The 19,853-nt window shown below is 59.7% G+C and carries 17 protein-coding genes; 13 read left to right on the top strand and 4 right to left on the bottom strand.

What is annotated here, in order from left to right:
• Window positions 1-71 precede the first annotated feature (71 nt).
• Complete coding sequence (locus tag BFP99_RS29095; protein ID WP_065948799.1) at window positions 72-497, top strand: cell wall hydrolase; 426 nt, start codon at window positions 72-74, stop codon at window positions 495-497.
• Window positions 498-518: 21 nt separating this feature from the next.
• Here BFP99_RS29095 and BFP99_RS29090 read toward each other — a convergent pair whose 3' ends face one another.
• Complete coding sequence (locus BFP99_RS29090) at window positions 519-878, bottom strand: hypothetical protein (RefSeq protein WP_065948798.1); 360 nt, start codon at window positions 876-878, stop codon at window positions 519-521.
• 514 nt (window positions 879-1,392) lie between these two features.
• Here BFP99_RS29090 and BFP99_RS29085 point away from each other — a divergent pair.
• Entirely contained in the window at window positions 1,393-3,036 is a 1,644-nt protein-coding gene (locus tag BFP99_RS29085; protein ID WP_065948797.1) for a Na+/H+ antiporter, read from the top strand.
• Window positions 3,037-3,045: 9 nt separating this feature from the next.
• Here BFP99_RS29085 and dapC read toward each other — a convergent pair whose 3' ends face one another.
• The 3 genes from dapC to map form a co-directional block, all read right to left on the bottom strand.
• A complete protein-coding gene (gene dapC, locus BFP99_RS29080) occupies window positions 3,046-4,245 on the bottom strand; it encodes a succinyldiaminopimelate transaminase (RefSeq protein WP_065948796.1) in 1,200 nt (399 codons plus the stop codon).
• A 58-nt stretch (window positions 4,246-4,303) separates the two neighbouring features.
• Window positions 4,304-7,006, bottom strand: a complete 2,703-nt coding sequence (locus BFP99_RS29075; protein ID WP_027604481.1) for a [protein-PII] uridylyltransferase — start codon at window positions 7,004-7,006, stop codon at window positions 4,304-4,306.
• A 65-nt stretch (window positions 7,007-7,071) separates the two neighbouring features.
• Complete coding sequence (map, locus tag BFP99_RS29070) at window positions 7,072-7,854, bottom strand: type I methionyl aminopeptidase (RefSeq protein WP_012722594.1); 783 nt, start codon at window positions 7,852-7,854, stop codon at window positions 7,072-7,074.
• Between the two features lie 387 nt (window positions 7,855-8,241).
• On the opposite strand from map, the gene rpsB reads away from it, so the two are divergent.
• The 11 genes from rpsB to lpxD all read left to right on the top strand — a co-directional run bounded on the left by rpsB (window position 8,242) and on the right by lpxD (window position 19,791).
• Window positions 8,242-8,979 (top strand): 30S ribosomal protein S2, encoded by a 738-nt coding sequence (rpsB, locus tag BFP99_RS29065; protein ID WP_003219330.1) that lies wholly within the window; start codon window positions 8,242-8,244, stop codon window positions 8,977-8,979.
• 192 nt (window positions 8,980-9,171) lie between these two features.
• Entirely contained in the window at window positions 9,172-10,035 is an 864-nt protein-coding gene (gene tsf, locus BFP99_RS29060; RefSeq protein ID WP_065926460.1) for a translation elongation factor Ts, read from the top strand.
• Window positions 10,036-10,246: 211 nt separating this feature from the next.
• Window positions 10,247-10,990, top strand: a complete 744-nt coding sequence (gene pyrH, locus BFP99_RS29055; protein ID WP_003172271.1) for a UMP kinase — start codon at window positions 10,247-10,249, stop codon at window positions 10,988-10,990.
• A complete protein-coding gene (gene frr / locus BFP99_RS29050) occupies window positions 10,987-11,544 on the top strand; it encodes a ribosome recycling factor (RefSeq protein WP_065926459.1) in 558 nt (185 codons plus the stop codon). Before pyrH ends, frr begins: the two co-directional genes overlap by 4 nt.
• 17 nt (window positions 11,545-11,561) lie before the next feature.
• The gene (gene uppS / locus BFP99_RS29045) at window positions 11,562-12,317 is read left to right on the top strand and encodes a polyprenyl diphosphate synthase (RefSeq protein WP_027604478.1); all 756 of its coding nucleotides are present in this window, start codon (window positions 11,562-11,564) and stop codon (window positions 12,315-12,317) included.
• On the top strand, window positions 12,318-13,127 hold the full coding sequence (locus tag BFP99_RS29040) for a phosphatidate cytidylyltransferase (RefSeq protein ID WP_065926458.1): 810 nt from the start codon (window positions 12,318-12,320) through the stop codon (window positions 13,125-13,127).
• A complete protein-coding gene (gene ispC / locus BFP99_RS29035; protein WP_065948795.1) occupies window positions 13,124-14,314 on the top strand; it encodes a 1-deoxy-D-xylulose-5-phosphate reductoisomerase in 1,191 nt (396 codons plus the stop codon). The genes BFP99_RS29040 and ispC overlap by 4 nt, the downstream gene beginning before the upstream one ends.
• Before the next feature lie 54 nt (window positions 14,315-14,368).
• The gene (gene rseP / locus BFP99_RS29030) at window positions 14,369-15,721 is read left to right on the top strand and encodes a sigma E protease regulator RseP (RefSeq protein WP_065926456.1); all 1,353 of its coding nucleotides are present in this window, start codon (window positions 14,369-14,371) and stop codon (window positions 15,719-15,721) included.
• A 74-nt stretch (window positions 15,722-15,795) separates the two neighbouring features.
• Window positions 15,796-18,183, top strand: coding sequence for an outer membrane protein assembly factor BamA (gene bamA, locus BFP99_RS29025; RefSeq protein ID WP_053137245.1), 2,388 nt, complete (start codon window positions 15,796-15,798; stop codon window positions 18,181-18,183).
• Window positions 18,184-18,228: 45 nt separating this feature from the next.
• Window positions 18,229-18,732 (top strand): OmpH family outer membrane protein, encoded by a 504-nt coding sequence (locus BFP99_RS29020; protein ID WP_003219314.1) that lies wholly within the window; start codon window positions 18,229-18,231, stop codon window positions 18,730-18,732.
• Between the two features lie 3 nt (window positions 18,733-18,735).
• On the top strand, window positions 18,736-19,791 hold the full coding sequence (gene lpxD, locus BFP99_RS29015) for a UDP-3-O-(3-hydroxymyristoyl)glucosamine N-acyltransferase (protein WP_065948794.1): 1,056 nt from the start codon (window positions 18,736-18,738) through the stop codon (window positions 19,789-19,791).
• Window positions 19,792-19,853 lie beyond the last annotated feature (62 nt).

Here is a 19,853-nt window from a genome sequence, read left to right as displayed (position 1 = left end):
TGCCGGATTAGTATTGTTAAGTGAAATCTATTCGCCCGCTCACGCGGGCTTTTTTTTGCCTGGAGAAAATTATGAGCGCAGTTGAGAAAGATCGTGATGTTCTGGCCCGGACGCTGTGGGGCGAGGCGCGCGGAGAAGGCCTGGCGGGTCAGATCGCAGTTGCCTGGACCATCCGCAATCGGGTGTTCGACGGCAAGGCCAAGTCCTGGTGGGGGGAGGGCTATGCCGGGGTTTGCCTGAAGCCGTGGCAGTTCAGCTGCTGGAACCAGAACGACCCGAACTACGCCTACCTGAGTGGCGCTAAGCCGATCCCGGCCGCGCAGTTCGCCCAGGCTCAGAAGGCGGCTGACCAGGTGATGTCCGGCACGGTGCCAGATCCAACCGGCGGCGCTACCCACTATTACGCCACTACCATGCTAAAGCCACCTGCGTGGGCGGCCAAGGCAAAGGAGACTCTGCGCCTCGGTCACCATGTCTTTTTCAGGGACGTGCCGTGACCCATGTTCATTTGGCGTACATCAGGGCTGTGGCCCCCTGAGGACGGTCAGTTCCAGGAGAAGCCGCTGGTTTTCTACGCGAAGGTGTGAGTTCTGGCTGGCGATAATTTTAAGGCCCATGATCTCTTTGCTCTGCTCAGAGCTGTGCACGTTCGCAAGGCTGAGTTGTGAAGATATAGACCTGAGCTGTTCCTCCGCTGCGGCCTTCCCTGCGATCAATAGGTCGTTCATATGAACAAGGCCGGCGACGTTAGCCCGGGCCTTGGCCAGGTGGCGCTGCAAGTCGCTGATCTCGTCCTCCAGAAGGGCGCATTGGTGCTTGTACATTTCAAGCGGCGTGGTGCAGCCCAGCCACTCGCAGGTGTCTTCGTCGATGTTCATGGTCGTGCGCTCAAATGCTGTATGTACGTACAGTAGTCGAGGTTTGCCGGATTTGGGAGTGGTGTTCGTCGGCAGGACGCCGTGGCGGTATTTGCCCTGGGGAAATCTTCCCCAAAACGCAACCGTTTGGACCAATGTTTATTGGGTTTAGATGAGTCGCAAAAGATGGTGTTTTTGGAGGGTGTTTTCAGGCTCAAGGCCTTGATATTAAAGGCCTTGAGCGCTTCTTATGCGGCATCCCAGGCTTTGATGCCGAAAAGGTGCAACGTTTTGCTTGAAGCGGTCAAGGAATTGCCCCCCCTGCTTTACTGATGCAAGTGCCAATGAAAATGAAAGGTCACGGATTATGCCACGCCCAGAGATTTTGGGTGCCGCTCGTCAGCAGCGTGCGACTTTTGTGCAAAAGCCAGCGCGCAGCATAGGCCGGTAAGATAGCCGGGTAATATGGCACTTCAACGGCCAGTTGTTGCCTGATGTGTGTCGTTGCAAGCCGATCGTCCGGGAAACCCGCGTTATGCAAACCGCCTACACCGTTCTTATCCTGCTGATGCTGGTCAGCGTTTCGCGTCTGGTCGGGCGTGTCATCCCTCTGCCGTTACCCCTGGTGCAGATTGCCGCCGGCGCCTTGCTGGCCTGGCCCACGCTGGGGCTGCACGTGGCGCTGGACCCGGAGTTGTTCCTGTTTCTGTTCCTGCCACCGCTGCTGTTCTCCGATGGCTGGCGCATGCCCAAGCGCGAATTGTGGCGCCTGCGTGGGCCGATCCTGACGCTGGCCGTCGGGTTGGTGCTGTTCACCGTGGTCGGTGCTGGCTACTTCATTCATTGGCTATTGCCGACGATCCCGCTGCCGGTGGCCTTCGCCCTCGCGGCCGTGTTGTCGCCGACAGATGCCGTGGCCGTGTCGGCAATTGCCCAGAACCGCTTGCCGACGCCGCTGATGCATATGCTTCAGGGCGAAGCGTTGATGAATGACGCCTCGGGCCTGGTGACCTTCAAGTTCGCCTTGGCGGCCGCGTTGACCGGTGTGTTCTCGTTGGCCGATGCCAGCCTGACCTTTGTCTTGGTGGCCTTGGGCGGCCTGGCGGTGGGGGTGGCGCTGAGTTGGCTGGTCGGCCGCCTGCGTGCCTGGATGATTGCCCGGGGCTGGGACGACCCGGCAACGCATGTGGTGTTCATGTTGCTGTTGCCGTTTGCGGCCTACGTGTTGGCCGAACGGCTCGGCGCCTCGGGCATCTTGTCGGCGGTCGCGGCGGGCATGATGCAAAGCTGGCTCGACCTGCTGCCTCGCCAGACCAGTACGCGCCTGCTCAATCGCAGTGTCTGGTCATTGCTGGAATTTGCCTTCAATGGCCTGATCTTCCTGCTGCTGGGCCTGCAACTGCCGGACATTATCAAGGCCGTGGCCAGTCATGAGCCGACGCTGTGGCCCACCTTGTTGTATCGCTGCCTGGATGTGATTGCTATTTTCTTGGTGTTGGTGGTGCTGCGTTTTATCTGGGTGCAGAGCATCTGGCGCCTATCGGGTTTGCTCCGGCGACTGCGTGGGAAAAGTGAGTTGACCCTGGTGCCCACTGCGCGTTCCTGCTGGCTGTTGACCGTGGGCGGTGTGCGCGGTGCGGTGACCCTGGCCGGTGTAATGTCGGTGCCATTGCTGCTGGTGCCAGGCCAGGATTTCCCCGAGCGCGACCTGCTGATCTTTATCGCGGCCGGTGTGATCCTGCTGTCACTGATCGCTGCCTGCATCGCCCTGCCGCTGCTCTTGCGGGGCGTTGAAAAGAGTCCGGATGAAAAGCGCCATAACGAAGTGCGCGAGGCCTGGAAAAAAACCGCCGTGGCAGCGATTCACGCACTGGAGGCGGAAGAGCCCTTAGACTCGGAAACGTCCGACGCCGCCCAGGCGGCGCTGGCTACGGAGCTAAAGGCACGGTTGATGTCGGAATACCGCCATCAGTTGGAAGTGTTCAACGACTCGGCCGAAGCCCAGGCGCTCGCGATGCAGATGGACCTGCTTGAGCGAAAACTGCGGCTCAAGGCCCTGCGTGCGCAACGCTTGGAGTTGTACAGCTTGAGCCGTCATCACCAAATTGGTGATGACGTTTTGAGGGAAGTGTTGGCGGAGCTGGATATGAGTGAGGCGAATCTGGGCCAGATGAAATGACCCGGTTGCCTATCGACGACGCTGAATGAAGTCCCGAATACGCTCAGCCGCTTCCACACATTCGGCCAGCGGCGCAACCAACGCCAGGCGTACGCGCCCGGCGCCGGGGTTTACGCCATCCACTTCCCGGGAGAGGTACGAACCCGGCACCACGGTCACGTGTTCCTCCACGAACAAATCGCGGCAGAACGCGGCATCATCGCCTTGCACATTCGGCCACAGGTAGAAGCCGCCGTCCGGGGCCTGTACGTCCAGCACCGGCTTGAGGATCGCCAGCACGGCATCAAACTTCTCGCGGTACAGGTCGCGGTTGGCCTGCACATGGGCCTCGTCCTGCCAGGCCGCGATGCTTGCCAGCTGGGTTTGCACCGGCATCGCACAGCCATGGTAAGTGCGGTACAGCAGGAAACCCTTGAGGATCTCGGCGTCGCCAGCAACAAAACCGGAGCGCAGGCCTGGCAGGTTGGAGCGCTTGGACAGGCTGTGGAACACCACGCAACGCTTGAAGTCCTGGCGGCCCAGCTCGACGCACGCGCTGAGCAGGCCCGGTGGCGGGGTTTGTTCGTCGAAGTACAGTTCGCTGTAGCACTCGTCGGCGGCGATAACGAAGTCATATTCGTCGGCCAGGGCGATGAGTTTTTTCAGGGTGTCGACCGGGATCAGTGCACCGGTCGGGTTGCCGGGGGAGCAGAGGAACAGGATCTGGCAGCGTTTCCAGATGTCTGGCGATACCGCGTCGAAATCCGGGTTGAAGCCGTTTTCATCCAGGCATGGCAGGTAGTGCGGCTTGGCCCCGGCCAGGAACGCGGCGCCTTCGTAGATCTGGTAGAAGGGGTTCGGGCTGACCACCAGCGCGTCATCGCCCCGGTTGACCACGGTCTGGGTGAAGGCGAACAACGCTTCACGGGTGCCGTTGACCGGCAGCATAGTGCGCGCCGGATCCAGCCAGCCCTTGGGGACGTCGAAGCGGCGTTCGCACCAGCCACCGATGGCCTCGCGCAAGGCCGGGATGCCCAGGGTGGTGGGGTAGACCGCCATCTGGTCGAGGTTGTTAGCCAGGGCATCGGCAACGAACTGCGGCGATTTGTGCTTGGGTTCGCCGATGGACAACGCGATCGGGCGCTTGTCCGGGTTCGGCGTGACGCTGCCCAGCAGGGCGCGCAGCTTTTCGAACGGGTAGGGCTGGAGCTGGTTCAGGGCGTTGTTCATCGGTGGATCTCGTGCAAGGCGTTAAAAACTGGGAGGGAGCGGTGGGCCGCTCCTGGTATCAAATCGTCAGGCGCGTCAGCTCGACACCGGGTTCCTGGGGCACGCTCAACTGCTGCACGATCGCCGCCTGCAAGCGCAGGCACAGCTCCGGGTCGGACAGCGGCTGGTTATCGGCATCGGTAATAAAGAACACGTCCTCCACCCGCTCGCCGAGGGTCGCAATCTTGGCGTTCTGCAGTGACAAATCGAATTCCAGGAAAATGCCGCCGATCCGCGCCAGCAGGCCTGGCCGGTCCGGCGCGCTGAGTTCCAGTACGGTCACCGGGCGCTGTGCATCGTTGGAAATGGTCACCTGGGGCGCAAAGGCAAAGTGCTTGAGCTGACGCGGTACCCGGCGCTGGATGATCGTCGGGTAGTCGTCGGGGTTACGCAGGGCTTCGGTCAGGCCTTCGCGGATCTTTTTCACCCGCGCCGGGTTATCGCCGATGGACTCGCCTTCGGTGTCGAGCACGATATAGGTGTCGAGGGTGAACTGGCTGCTGGAGGTGATGACCCGGGCGTCATGGATATTCAGGTTGAGCTGGTCCATGGCCGCCACGGTCACGGCGAAGAAGTCGTGCTGGTCGGGTGCATAGATGAAGATCTGCGTGCCGCCTTCGAATTCGCGCTGGGTGGTTTCCTTGATCAACACCAGCGGGCCGCCATCGGCCGGCTGCTGCAGGATCGCGTCACTGTGCCAGGCGACATCGCCGGCGGTGTGGCGCAGGAAGTAATCGTCCCCCAATTGCGACCACAACTGCTCGACGTCGTCCGGGTCGTTGCCGCCGCGCACCAGGATGTCCAGGGCGGCGCTTTGGGTGCGGCGGATCTGCTCTTCGCGGTCCACCGGGTTTTCCAGGCCACGGCGCAGCGCGCGCTTGGTCTCGGTGTAGAGCTGGCGCAACAGGCTGGCGCGCCAGGAGTTCCACAGGGTCGGGTTGGTGGCGTTGATGTCGGAGACGGTCAGCACGTACAGGTAGTCGAGGCGGGTTTCATCGCCGACGATCCCGGCGAAGTCGTGGATCACCTGCGGGTCGGACAAGTCCTTGCGCTGGGCAGTGGTCGACATCACCAGGTGGTTCTGCACCAGCCACACGATCAGGCGGCTGTCCCACAGTGGCAACTGGTGGCGCTGGCAGAACGCCTCGGCATCCACCGCGCCGATTTCCGAGTGGTCGCCATGCCGGCCCTTGCCGATGTCGTGGTACAGGCCGGCGAGGTAGATCAACTCCGGCTTGGGCAGCTTGGCCATGAGCTTGCTGGCCAGCGGGAATTTCTCTGATACCTGGGTGTACTGCAACTTGCGCAAGTGCTTGATCAGGTTGAGGGTGTGGGCGTCCACGGTGTAGATGTGGAACAGGTCGTGCTGCATCTGCCCGACGATAAACCCGAACTCCGGCAGGTAACGCCCGAGGATGCCATAGCGGTTCATGCGCCGCAGGTTGCGATGGATGCCGATCTTGCACTTGAACAGCTCGATAAACAGGCTGGTGTTGCGAATGTCGTTGCGAAAGTCGTCGTCGATCAGGTGACGGTTTTCCCGCAGCAGGCGGATGGTGTCGGCGCGTACGCCCTTGATTTCCGGCTGCTGGGCCATCAGCACGAAGATTTCCAGCATGGCGAACGGAGTGCGGCGGAACACGTTGTCGTTGCGTGCCTCGATATAGCCGTCGTGCAGTTGGAAGCGCGAATTGATCGGCTGCGGCGGTGCTTCGTCTTCCGGAGCGAGGATCACTTCTTCGAAATGCTGGATGATCAGGTCGCTGAGCTGGGCAATGCTCATGACCACCCGGTAGTACTGCTGCATGAAGCTTTCGATGCTGGTCTTCGCGTCTTCGCCTTCAAACCCCAGCAGGGTGGCGATGGAGCGCTGGTGGTCGAACAGCAGGCGATCTTCGGAGCGCCCGGCGAGCATGTGCAGGGCGTAGCGCACTTTCCACAGGAATTCCTGGGACGACGCCAGCAGGGCATTTTCGCTCTCTACCAGGAAGCCTTCGCCGGCCAGGGCGCGCAGGTTCAGGGTGCCGTATTGGCGACGTGCGACCCACAGAATCGTCTGGATGTCGCGCAACCCGCCCGGCGAGCCTTTGACGTTGGGTTCGAGGTTGTATTCGGTGTCGTTGTACTTGTGGTGCCGGGCCTTCTGCTCGGCACGCTTGGCCAGGAAGAAATCCTTGCTCGGCCACATGTGCGCGGTGCTGGTGACTTCGAGCATGCGCTGGCGCAGGCGCTCGGGGCCGGCGATGGTGCGGCTTTCCATCAGGTTGGTGATGACGGTCAGGTCGGCGCGGGCCTCTTCGGCGCACTCATCCACCGAGCGCACGCTCTGGCCGACTTCCAGGCCGATGTCCCACAGCAGTGTCAGAAAGCGCTCGATGGAGTCGCGAAAGATCTCATGGTCGGCGCTGTCCAGCAGGATCAGCAGGTCGATGTCGGAGTACGGGTGCAGCTCGCCACGACCGTAGCCGCCGACCGCCACCAGGGCAATATCGGCGTCTTCGCTCCAACTGAACTGTTCCCAGGCTTTTTGCAGGATGTTATCGACGAACCAGGCGCGGTCTTCGATCAGCCGGCGGATGTCCCGGCCGCTGCGAAAGCGCTCGTCGAGCACCTCGCGGGCCTGGCGGATCGCCTTTTTGAATGCGGCGATGGGGCTCGCTTTCAGTGCCAGCTCGGCCTGGAACTGGCCACGGTCGAAGAGTTCGGGATCCACCTGGGGCATTGATCGGCTTTCCTTTCTATCTATCAGTCAGTCACAACACAGTTTGGGAAAACCTTGGCAGCCCTTCACGCCGAAACGCGTGGGATCGTGTCGTCGGCGCGCAGGGTGAAGATCTCGTAGCCGGTCTCGGTGACCAGCAGGGTGTGTTCCCACTGGGCCGAGAGCTTGCGGTCCTTGGTGATGGCGGTCCAGCCGTCGCCCAGCACCTTGGTGTCGGCCTTGCCCTGGTTGATCATCGGCTCGATGGTAAAGGTCATGCCTGCCTTGAGCTCCATGCCGGTGCCGGCGCGGCCGTAGTGCAGGATCTGCGGTTCTTCGTGGAAGACCGTGCCGATACCGTGGCCGCAGAATTCGCGCACCACCGAGAAACCGTTCTTTTCGGCGTGCTTCTGGATCACTTCACCGATGTCGCCCAGGCGGCAGCCAGGCTTGACGATCTCGATGGCTTTGTACATGCATTCCTGGGTGACCTGGGACAGGCGCTCGGCCCACACCGGCACGGTGCCGACGTGGAACATGCGGCTGGTGTCGCCGAAGTAGCGGTCCTTGATCACGGTGACGTCGATGTTCAGGGTGTCGCCGTCCTTCAACGGCTTGTCGCCCGGAATCCCGTGGCAGACCACGTGATTGACCGAAGTACAGATCGACTTGGGGAAGCCCTTGTAGTTCAGCGGCGCAGGAATGGCGCCCTGCACATTGACTATATAGTCGTGGCAGATCTGGTTCAGGGTTTCCGTGGTAACGCCGGGCTTGACGTGCTCGGCGATCATTTCCAGCACGTCGGCAGCCAGTTTGCCGGCAATGCGCATGCCGGCGATGTCTTCGGCGGTTTTCAAACTAACGGTCATACAGGCTCTCTCTAGCGCGATGCGCTGAAATCAATACGGTTTACGGGCGTGCGACAAAAGGTTGCAGAGTTCGCACAAGCGCCAAAAAACGCGATTCTAACAGACGCGGGCGGCAAATCATGAGCCCCCGACGATCGCTTCTCTCTATCAAATGGGGTTATATCGGCTCTATTCAAAGGGTTGCGTACACGTCGCCCACGCCAAATGTGATTGCGTGTTTCGTTTTCGCCCTTCGTGTGGTATAAAATGCGCCGCTTTCCGGGGATACCCCGAAAAGCTTAAATCCACACACGTGTCGACACGATGACCTGGGTGCCGGAGGCCTTGATGCCGCTGGTTGGTCATTGGGATACGTGGAGGCCAAACCCGACTTATTAAGGAACTATCATGTCCCAAGTCAACATGCGCGATATGCTGAAGGCCGGTGTGCACTTCGGTCACCAGACCCGTTACTGGAACCCGAAAATGGGTAAGTACATTTTCGGCGCGCGTAACAAGATCCACATCATCAACCTTGAAAAAACCCTGCCAATGTTCAACGAAGCTCTGACTTTCGTAGAGCGCCTGGCCCAGGGCAAAAACAAGATCCTGTTCGTCGGCACCAAGCGTTCCGCTGGTAAGATCGTTGCTGAAGAAGCAGCACGTTGCGGTTCGCCGTACGTCGATCACCGCTGGTTGGGCGGCATGCTGACCAACTTCAAAACCATCCGTGCTTCCATCAAGCGTCTGCGTGACCTTGAAGTGCAGGCCGAAGACGGTACTTTCGCCAAGCTGACCAAGAAAGAAGCGCTGATGCGCACTCGTGACCTGGAAAAGCTCGATCGTTCCCTGGGTGGTATCAAGGACATGGGCGGTCTGCCTGACGCACTGTTCGTTATCGACGTTGATCACGAGCGCATCGCGATCACCGAAGCCAACAAGCTGGGCATTCCTGTTATCGGCGTAGTCGATACCAACAGCAGCCCGGAAGGCGTTGACTACATCATCCCAGGCAACGATGACGCCATCCGCGCCATCCAGCTGTACATGGGTTCGATGGCTGACGCTGTCATCCGTGGTCGCAACCACGTTGCTGGTGGCACCGAGCAGTTCGTTGAAGAAGCTCCGGTAGCCGCAGCTGAGTAATTGACGCCCTGGCGTTGACTCAGTAAGCAAAAAGGGGGCTTGGCCCCCTTTTTGCCACCTCGAAAACCATTTGTCAGCAGCGCAGCTACATCACCTGTAACGTGCAGCGGCTAACAAGGGTGGTTCGGGAAGAATTGATCCCCCGTTCGATCGGGTGGAATGGTTGAAAACCTATCCAAGAGGAATTTGAAAATGGCAGCAATTACTGCAGCGTTGGTTAAAGAACTGCGTGAGCGTACCGGCGAAGGCATGATGGATTGCAAGAAAGCCCTGGAAAAGGCTGACGGCGACATCGAAAAAGCCATTGATGACATGCGTGCTTCCGGCGCCATCAAGGCTGCCAAGAAAGCAGGCAACGTGGCTGCTGAAGGCGCTATCGCTCTGAAAGAAGACGGCAAATCTGCTGTTCTGCTGGAAGTGAACTCCCAGACCGACTTCCTGGCCCTGCAGGACGACTTCAAGGCATTTGTTGCTGCCAGCGTTGAAAAAGCGTTCGCCGACAAGCTGACTGACGTCGCTCCGCTGATCGCCGCTCAAGAAGCTGATCGCCTGGTACTGGTCGGCAAGGTTGGCGAAAACGTCAACATCCGTCGCCTGGTACGCGTTGAAGGTGATGTTGTCGGTGGTTACCTGCACGGCAACAAGATCGGCGTTGCAGTGGTCCTGAAAGGCGGCAACGTTGAGCTGGCCAAAGACATCGCTATGCACGTAGCGGCCAGCAACCCTGAGTTCCTGCTGCCTTCGGAAGTTTCTGCCGAAGCGATCGAGCGTGAAAAAGCTGTGTTCCTGCAGCTGAACGAAGAAAAAATCAAAGGCAAGCCAGAAAACATTGTTGAGAACATGGTCAAGGGCCGTATCAGCAAGTTCCTGGCCGAAGCAAGCCTGGTTGAGCAGGCGTTCGTCAAGAACCCTGAAGTCAAGGTTGGCGAACTGGCCAAGAAAGCCGGTGCTGAAATCGTTTCCTTCACTTACTTCAAGGTAGGCGAAGGCATCGAGAAGCCGGTCGACAACTTCGCTGAAGAAGTTGCTGCCCAGCTGGCTGCCGCCAAGCAATAAGACAGTTTTTAACTGTCGCCCGAAAGAGGCTGCCCGCTCACGCGCGCAGCCTCTTTTCAAATGGGCAGGCCGATTTAATTTGGCTTACCCTCGGAACTGGCTTACAAAGCCGTGTTCCGATGGCGCTGTGAGAGCGTCCAGCTAGAGTGAACGCAAGCCGTAAACGGCTCGCCAAGAATTTTTTAAAAATACGCCGCAGGAGAGATTCGCAATGGCTCAGCAGGGCAGTGGTTATCAGGCTCGCTATAAACGCATTCTACTCAAGCTTAGCGGCGAGGCCCTGATGGGCTCGGAAGAGTTCGGGATCGACCCCAAGGTACTCGACCGCATGGCGCTGGAAGTCGGCCAGTTGGTCGGCATCGGCGTACAGGTCGGCCTGGTGATCGGTGGCGGTAACCTGTTCCGCGGCGCAGCACTGAGTGCGGCCGGCATGGATCGGGTCACCGGCGACCACATGGGCATGCTGGCCACTGTGATGAACGCCCTGGCCATGCGTGACGCCCTGGAGCGTGCCAATATCTCGGCTATCGTGATGTCGGCTATTTCCATGGTGGGTGTGACCGATCACTATGATCGTCGCAAAGCCATGCGCCACCTGAACGCCAAAGAGGTGGTGATCTTCGCTGCCGGTACCGGCAACCCGTTCTTCACCACGGACTCGGCTGCTTGCCTGCGCGCCATCGAGATCGATGCCGACGTGGTGCTCAAGGCGACCAAGGTAGATGGCGTGTACACCGCAGACCCATTCAAAGACCCGCATGCCGAGAAGTTCGATCATCTGACCTACGATGAAGTGCTGGATCGCAAGCTGGGCGTGATGGACCTGACGGCTATTTGCCTGTGCCGCGACCACAAGATGCCGCTGCGCGTATTTAACATGAACAAGCCCGGTGCCCTGCTGAATATCGTACACGGCGGCGCGGAAGGGACTCTGATCGAGGAAGGCCAACAATGATCAACGAAATCAAGAAAGACGCCCAAGCGCGTATGCAGAAATCCCTGGAGTCTCTGAGCCACGCATTTGGCCAGATTCGTACCGGCAAGGCGCACCCGAGCATCCTGGGCAGCGTGATGGTGCCTTATTACGGCGCTGATACCCCGCTGAGCGGCGTGGCCAACGTTACCGTAAAGGATTCGCGCACCCTGCAGGTCGTGGCTTTCGAGCGCAACATGCTCGCTGCAGTCGACAAGGCCATCCAGAGCGCCGGCCTGAACCTCAACCCGACCAACCTGGGTGAGTTGCTGTTGATCTCCATGCCGGCCCTGACTGAAGAAACCCGCAAGGGCTTCACCAAGCAGGCCCGCAGCGCGGCTGAAGATGCGCGTGTTGCAGTGCGTAACATTCGTCGTGATGCCTTGGGCGAGCTGAAGAAGTTGGTCAAGGACAAGGAAATCAGCGAAGACGAAGAGCGTCGTGCCGTCGCCGATATCGACAAGCTGACCAAGGAAGCCGAGGCGAAGATCACCCAGGCAACCGAAGAAAAAGAAAAGGACCTGATGGCCGTATAAGGGGTCAGGACGCCTTCATGGAAAAGACCAAGCAGACTGTGCCCTCCGTGGTGCCGCGCCATGTCGCGATCATCATGGATGGGAATAATCGCTGGGCGAAGAAGCGTTTTATGCCGGGTGTTGCCGGGCATAAGGCGGGTGTCGATGCGGTACGGGCCGTGATCGAGGTGTGTGCCGAGGCCAAGGTCGAGGTATTGACCCTGTTCGCGTTCTCCAGTGAAAACTGGCAGCGGCCCGCCGAAGAAGTCAGTGCCTTGATGGATCTGTTCTTCAAGGCCCTGCGTCGTGAGGCCAAGCGCCTGAATGACAACAACATCAGCCTGCGCATCATCGGCGACCGCTCGCGCTTTCACCCGGAACTGCAGGCGGCCATGCGTGAAGCCGAGGCGATCACTGCCGGCACTGACCGCTTTGTGCTGCAAATCGCCGCCAATTACGGTGGCCAGTGGGACATTGCCCAGGCTGCGCAGCGACTGGCCCGCGAAGTGCAGGCCGGTCATCTGCGGCCGGACGACATCACGCCTGAACTGTTACAGACCTGCCTGGTGACCGGCGACCTGCCGTTGCCTGACTTGTGTATCCGTACCGGTGGTGAGCATCGCATCAGCAATTTCCTCTTATGGCAATTGGCCTATACCGAGCTGTACTTCTCCGACCTGTTCTGGCCGGACTTCAAACACGATGCCATGCGCACTGCGCTGGCCGATTTCGCTTCCCGTCAGCGTCGCTTCGGTAAAACGAGTGAGCAGATCGAAGCTGGAGCCCGGGTTTAAATGCTTAAACAACGAATCATCACAGCACTGATACTGTTGCCGATTGCCTTGTGCGGGTTTTTCCTGCTGGATGGCTCCGGCTTTGCGCTGTTTATCGGCCTGGTGGTCACCCTGGGTGCCTGGGAATGGGCGCGATTGGCAGGTTTCAATGCGCAGCTGCCGCGTGTGGCGTATGCCCTTGTGGTGGCGGTACTGCTGTTTCTGATGCATACCCTGTCGAGCATTATCGTGCCCTGGGTGTTGGGGGCAGCGGTGCTGTGGTGGGCGCTTGCGACCTACCTGGTGCTGACTTTTCCGCGCAGCAGTGGCCAGTGGTCCAGTGTCGCCAGCAAGCTGGTGATTGGCTTGTTGATTCTGTTGCCTGCCTGGCAAGGGCTGGTGGAGATCAAGAATTCGCCGATGGGTAACTGGCTGATCATGGCGGTGATGGTGCTGGTCTGGGGTGCAGACATCGGCGCCTACTTCTCTGGCCGGGCATTCGGCAAGCGCAAGCTGGCGCCGTCAGTCAGTCCGGGCAAGAGTTGGGAAGGCGTGTATGGCGGCCTGGCGTTGACGCTGGTGATCACGCTTGTGGTGGGTCTGGTGCGCGACTGGTCGGCGAAGGAAATCTTCCTGGCCCTGCTGGGCACGGCCATCGTCGTATTTATCTCGGTGGTCGGTGATCTCACCGAAAGCATGTTCAAGCGCCAGGCCGGGATCAAGGACAGCAGCAACCTGCTGCCGGGTCATGGCGGGGTGCTGGATCGTATCGATAGCCTTACCGCAGCCATCCCGATCTTTGCCGTGCTGTTGTGGATGACCGCTTCGTGAGCCGCCTGCAACAAGTGACCGTGCTGGGTGCAACCGGCTCGGTAGGGTTGAGCACCCTGGATGTGATCGCTCGTCATCCTGACCGCTATCAAGTGTTTGCCCTGACCGGGTTCACCCGCCTCAGCGAACTGCTGGCACTGTGCGTGCGTCACGTGCCGCGCTTTGCCGTGGTGCCCGGGCGTTCGGCGGCACGGGGCCTGCAGGATGATCTGCGGGCTGCCGGGCTGGCCACTCAGGTGCTGGTGGGGGAGGAGGGGTTGTGCCAGGTCTCGGCCGATGCCGAGGTGGATACGGTGGTGGCCGCTATCGTCGGTGCCGCCGGCTTGCGTCCGACCTTGGCTGCCGTGGATGCGGGCAAGAAAATCCTGCTGGCCAACAAAGAAGCGTTGGTGATGTCCGGCGCGCTCTTCATGCAGGCGGTGCGCAAGAGCGGCGCCGTACTGCTGCCCCTCGACAGTGAACACAATGCGATCTTCCAATGCATGCCCGGCGACTTTGCTCGCGGTCTGGGCCAGGTGGGTGTGCGTCGGATTCTGCTGACCGCGTCGGGTGGTCCTTTCCGGCAAACTCCCTTGGGGGAGTTGGAGCAGGTGTCTCCGGACCAGGCGTGCGCTCATCCTAACTGGTCGATGGGGCGCAAGATCTCCGTGGACTCGGCAAGCATGATGAATAAAGGCCTGGAGTTGATCGAAGCCTGCTGGTTGTTCGATGCGCGACCGGATCAGGTCGAGGTGGTGATTCACCCGCAAAGTGTGATTCATTCACTGGTCGACTACGTGGATGGCTCGGTATTGGCCCAATTGGGCAATCCGGATATGCGCACCCCGATCGCCAATGCCCTGGCCTGGCCGGAGCGAATTGATTCCGGCGTGGCGCCACTGGATCTGTTTGCCATTGCCCGCTTGGACTTCGAGGCGCCGGACGAGCAACGTTTTCCGTGCCTGCGTCTGGCACGTGAGGCCGCGGAGGCGGGTAACAGCGCGCCGGCGATGCTCAATGCGGCGAATGAAGTGGCCGTGGCGGCGTTTCTCGAACGGCGCATCCGCTTTCCGCAGATCGCGAGTATCATCGAGGACGTCCTGAGTCTTGAGCCCGTGGTCGCGGTGAACGACCTCGGCGCGGTATTCGAGGCGGACACCAAGGCGCGCGCCTTGGCCGAGCAATGGTTGGACCGCAACGCGCGTTAGTCTTGTGGGCGCGATTGAGCCTTGGGGCACTGGATTGGAATGCGGAGAAATTAGATGAGTGCGCTTTACATGATTGTCGGCACCCTGGTTGCTCTGGGTGTGCTGGTTACCTTCCACGAATTCGGCCACTTCTGGGTGGCACGTCGTTGCGGCGTCAAGGTACTGCGCTTTTCCGTCGGCTTCGGCATGCCGCTGGTTCGCTGGCACGACCGGCACGGCACCGAGTTCGTGATCGCGGCCATCCCGTTGGGTGGCTATGTCAAGATGCTCGATGAGCGTGAAGGCGAAGTGCCGGCCGATCAGGTGGACCAATCCTTCAATCGCAAGACCGTTCGTCAGCGTATCGCCATTGTTGCGGCCGGTCCGATCGCCAACTTCCTCCTGGCGATGCTGTTTTTCTGGGTCCTGGCCATGCTCGGCAGCGAGCAGGTGCGTCCTGTCATCGGCGCGGTCGAGGCGGACAGTATCGCCGCCAAGGCAGGTCTGGTCGCAGGGCAGGAAATTGTTTCCATTGATGGTGAGCCGACGACGGGTTGGGGCGCGGTCAATTTGCAGCTGGTACGTCGTTTGGGTGAAAGCGGCACCGTCAACGTCGTGGTGCGTGAGCAGGATTCCAGTGCCGAGACCCCGCGCACGTTGGCCTTGGACCATTGGCTCAAGGGCGCTGACGAGCCTGATCCGATCAAGTCCCTGGGCATCCGTCCATGGCGTCCTGCGCTGCCGCCAGTGCTTGCCGAGCTGGATCCGAAGGGTCCGGCCCAGGCCGCGGGTCTGAAAACCGGCGATCGCTTGCTGGCCCTCGATGGCCAGGCGTTGGGTGAGTGGCAGCAGGTAGTCGACCTGGTGCGCGTACGCCCTGATACAAGGATTGTGCTGAAAATTGAGCGTGACGGTGCTCAAATTGACGTCCCCGTGACCCTGGCTGTACGTGGGGAAGCCAAGGCGGCCGGGGGTTACCTGGGTGCAGGCGTCAAGAGTCCGGAGTGGCCGCCCTCGATGGTGCGTGAGGTCAGTTTCGGGCCGCTGGCGGCCATTGGCGAGGGTGCAAAACGCACCTGGACCATGAGTGTGCTGACCCTCGAATCCCTCAAGAAAATGTTGTTCGGCGAGCTCTCGGTAAAAAACTTGAGTGGACCGATAACCATTGCTAAAGTGGCGGGCGCTTCTGCCCAGTCGGGTGTCGCGGATTTCCTGAATTTCCTGGCTTATCTGAGTATCAGCCTGGGTGTTCTGAATTTGCTGCCCATTCCAGTATTGGATGGGGGGCATCTGTTGTTTTATCTGGTCGAGTGGGTGCGTGGTCGCCCCTTGTCGGATCGGGTGCAGGGTTGGGGGATACAGATCGGTATCAGCTTGGTGGTCGGGGTGATGTTATTAGCCTTGGTCAACGATCTGGGTCGACTGTAACGCTTCGCTGAATTGCGAATCTGCCGCATTTTGCGGCAGTTTGTTTATTGCCAGTTGGAATAAGAAAGGACTTCATGAAACGTCTGCTGCTAACTGCGGTTCTCACCGTATTGATGATCGCCGAAGTTCACGCCGAGTCCTTCACCATCTCCGATATTCGCGTCAACGGCCTCCAGCGGGTTTCCGCGGGTAGTGTCTTTGGTGCCTTGCCGTTGAACGTCGGGGAACAGGCTGATGACCGTCGCCTGGTGGAATCCACTCGTGCGCTGTTCAAAACCGGGTTCTTTCAAGACATCCAACTGGGTCGCGAAGGTAACGTCCTGGTCATCACCGTCGTCGAGCGACCTTCCGTCGCCAGTATCGAGATCGAAGGCAACAAGGCGATCTCCACTGAAGACCTGATGAAAGGCTTGAAGCAATCCGGCCTGGCCGAGGGCGAGATCTTCCAGCGCGCCACCCTTGAAGGTGTGCGTAACGAACTGCAGCGCCAGTACGTTGCCCAGGGTCGCTACTCCGCGACCGTGGAAACGGAAGTCGTGCCGCAGCCTCGTAACCGTGTCGGCCTCAAGGTCAACATCAACGAAGGTACTGTGGCGGCCATTCAGCACATCAACGTGGTGGGCAACACCAAGTTCGCTGATGAAGACCTGATCGACCTGTTCGAGCTCAAGACCACCAACTGGTTGTCTTTCTTCAAGAACGATGACAAGTACGCCCGCGAAAAACTCTCCGGTGACCTGGAACGCCTGCGTTCCTACTACCTGGACCGTGGCTATATCAACATGGATATCGCTTCGACCCAGGTGTCCATCACCCCGGACAAGAAGCACGTCTACATTACTGTCAACGTCAACGAAGGCGAGAAGTACAAGGTTCGTGACGTGAAGCTCAGCGGCGACTTGAAAGTGCCTGAAGACCAGGTCAAGGCCCTGTTGCTGGTGCAGAAAGACCAGGTGTTCTCGCGCAAGCTGATGACCACCACGTCCGAACTGATCACCCGTCGCCTGGGTAACGAAGGCTATACCTTCGCCAACGTCAACGGCGTGCCTACCCCCCACGATGAAGACCACACCGTGGACATCACCTTTGTCGTCGACCCAGGCAAGCGTGCCTACGTGAACCGCATCAACTTCCGTGGCAACACCAAGTCCGCGGACGAAGTGCTGCGCCGCGAAATGCGCCAGATGGAAGGTGGCTGGGCATCGACTTACCTGATCGACCAGTCCAAGACCCGTCTTGAGCGCCTGGGCTTCTTCAAGGAAGTGAACGTCGAAACGCCAGCCGTACCGGGTGTGGATGACCAGGTTGACGTGAACTACGCCGTGGAAGAGCAAGCGTCGGGTTCGATCACCGCCAGTGTCGGTTTCGCACAGAGTGCCGGCCTGATCCTCGGTGGTTCCATCACCCAGAACAACTTCCTGGGTACCGGTAACAAGGTGTCCATCGGCCTGACCCGAAGCGAATACCAGAGCCGTTATAACTTCGGTTATGTCGACCCCTACTGGACCGCGGACGGTGTCAGCCTGGGCTACAACGCCTTCTATCGCACCACCGACTACAAAGACCTTGACGTCGACGTAGCCAGCTATGCAATCGACAGCCTGGGCGTAGGCGCCAACATCGGTTACCCGATCAGCGAGACCTCGCGCCTGACCTTCGGCCTGACTGCGCAACAGGATGAGATCAAGACCGGTGTGTACACCGTGGACGAGATCTTCGACTTCACTCGCAAGGAAGGCGACAAGTTCCTGAACTTCAAGGCGTCCGCCGGCTGGTCCGAGTCGACCCTGAACAAAGGCGTGCTTGCCACCCGTGGCCATTCCCAGAGCCTGACGCTGGAAGCAACGACGCCGGGCAGCGACCTGTCGTTCTTCAAGCTCGATTACCGTGGCCAGTTGTTCCAGCCGCTGAGCGATAACTACACCATGCGCCTGCACACCGAGCTGGGTTATGGCGACGGTTATGGTTCCACCAATGGGCTGCCGTTCTACGAGAACTACTACGCGGGTGGCTTCAACTCCGTGCGGGGCTTCAAGGACAGCACCCTGGGTCCACGTGGTACACCGAGCCGTGGCGTTGGTGTGACCGGTAACCAGGGCACCGTAGCTGACTCCGACAACGACCCGCTGCCATTCGGTGGTAACGTGTTGATCCAGGGTGGTGCGGAAATCCTGTTCCCGCTGCCGTTCGTCAAGGATCAGCGGTCCCTGCGTACTTCGGTCTTCTGGGATGTGGGTAACGTTTTCGACTCCAAGTGCGAACAGATCACCAACCCAAGCGGCGTGAAGTCACGGACTGAGTGCAACGACGTGAGCCTCAGCAACCTGGCGAGCTCGGTGGGTGTCGGTGTGACCTGGGTGACTGCGCTTGGCCCGTTGAGCTTTGCTCTGGCCATGCCGATCAAGAAACCGGATAACGCTGAAACCCAGATTTTCCAATTCTCCCTCGGCCAGACGTTCTAAGCGTCTGACCCAAGATAACGACAACGGATTCTGTAGGAGTACATCGTGCGTAAGTTGACTCAATTGGTTCTGCTGGCCACCGTGCTGGTAGCCACCCCGGCCTTCGCCGAAATGAAAATCGCCGTCCTGAACTATCAGATGGCCCTGCTGGAATCCGATGCGGCCAAGAAATACGCCGTGGATGCCGAGAAAAAATTCGGTCCGCAACTGACCAAGCTCAAGACGTTGGAAAGCAGCGCCAAGGGTATCCAGGACCGTCTGGTAGCGGGTGGCGACAAGATGCAGCAAGGCGAGCGCGAGCGTCTGGAGCTTGAGTTCAAGCAAAAGGCCCGTGACTACCAGTTCCAATCCAAGGAGCTGAACGAAGCCAAGGCTGTTGCCGACCGTGAAATGCTGAAACAGCTGAAGCCTAAACTCGACAGCGCCGTGGAAGAAGTCATCAAGAAAGGTGCCTTTGACCTGGTGTTCGAGCGTGGCGCAGTGATTGACGTCAAGCCTCAATACGACATCACCCGTCAGGTGATCGAGCGCATGAACCAGCTGAAGTAAGCCATGACCGCGACTATCAAGCTCGGCGAGTTGGCCGAGTTCCTGGGAGCCACCTTGCGTGGTTCCCCGGAGAAGGAAATTACTGGGCTAGCCACCTTGCAGGAGGCTGGCCCAGCTCAGTTGAGCTTCCTCGCAAACCCCCAATACCGTAAATACCTGGTCGACTGCCAGGCCGCAGCCGTGTTGCTGAAGGCCGCTGACGCCGAGAGTTATGCCGGGGATGCCCTGGTAGTGGCTGACCCCTACTTGTCGTACGCAAAGGCGTCGCATCTGTTCGACCCGAAGCCCAAGGCAGCAGGTGGTGTTCATCCGTCTGCGGTTATCGCCGATGATGCCCAGGTTGACCCTGCGGCCAGCATCGGTGCGTTTGCGGTGATCGAGAGCGGTGCACGCATCGCGGCCGGTGTAACGGTCGGTGCGCATTGCTTTATCGGCGCTCGCTGTGTAATCGGCGCCGACGGTTGGCTGGCACCTCGCGTGACCCTGTACCACGACGTGCGCATCGGTGAACGTGTGGTCATTCAGTCGGGTGCCGTGATCGGTGGTGAAGGCTTCGGTTTTGCCAACGCCAAGGGCGTCTGGCACAAGATTGCCCAGGTCGGCGGTGTATTGATCGGCGACGACGTGGAAATCGGTGTCAACACGGCTGTCGATCGCGGAGCCCTGGCCGATACCGTGATCGGTAACGGCGTGAAGCTCGACAACCAGATCCAGATCGCCCACAACGTGCAGATTGGCGATCACACCGCCATGGCCGCGTGTGTAGGCATTTCCGGCAGCACCCGGATCGGCAAGCATTGCATGCTCGCCGGTGGCGTAGGGCTGGTGGGGCATATCGATATTTGCGACAACGTTTTCATCACCGGTATGACCATGGTGACCCACTCGATTACCGAACCGGGGGCCTACTCATCTGGTACCGCCATGCAGCCCGCAGCTGAATGGCGCAAGAGCGCAGCACGTTTGAGGCAGCTCGACGACATGGCTCGACGTCTCAAACAGCTGGAAAAGCGTGTTGGGGACGTGACCCCTGGCGGTAATGCTTCATCAGAAGGCTGATACCATTTCCATATCAAGTGTGCACAGCCGCTAGACTGCCTCCTTGATTTGCTAGCGGGGCG

Origin of the sequence: Pseudomonas sp. 1 R 17 (assembly GCF_900067035.1) — a bacterium.
Lineage (GTDB): Bacteria > Pseudomonadota > Gammaproteobacteria > Pseudomonadales > Pseudomonadaceae > Aquipseudomonas > Aquipseudomonas marginalis.
Note: the sequence above shows the minus strand (reverse complement) of the source record. Positions and strands in the feature narration are given on the sequence as shown.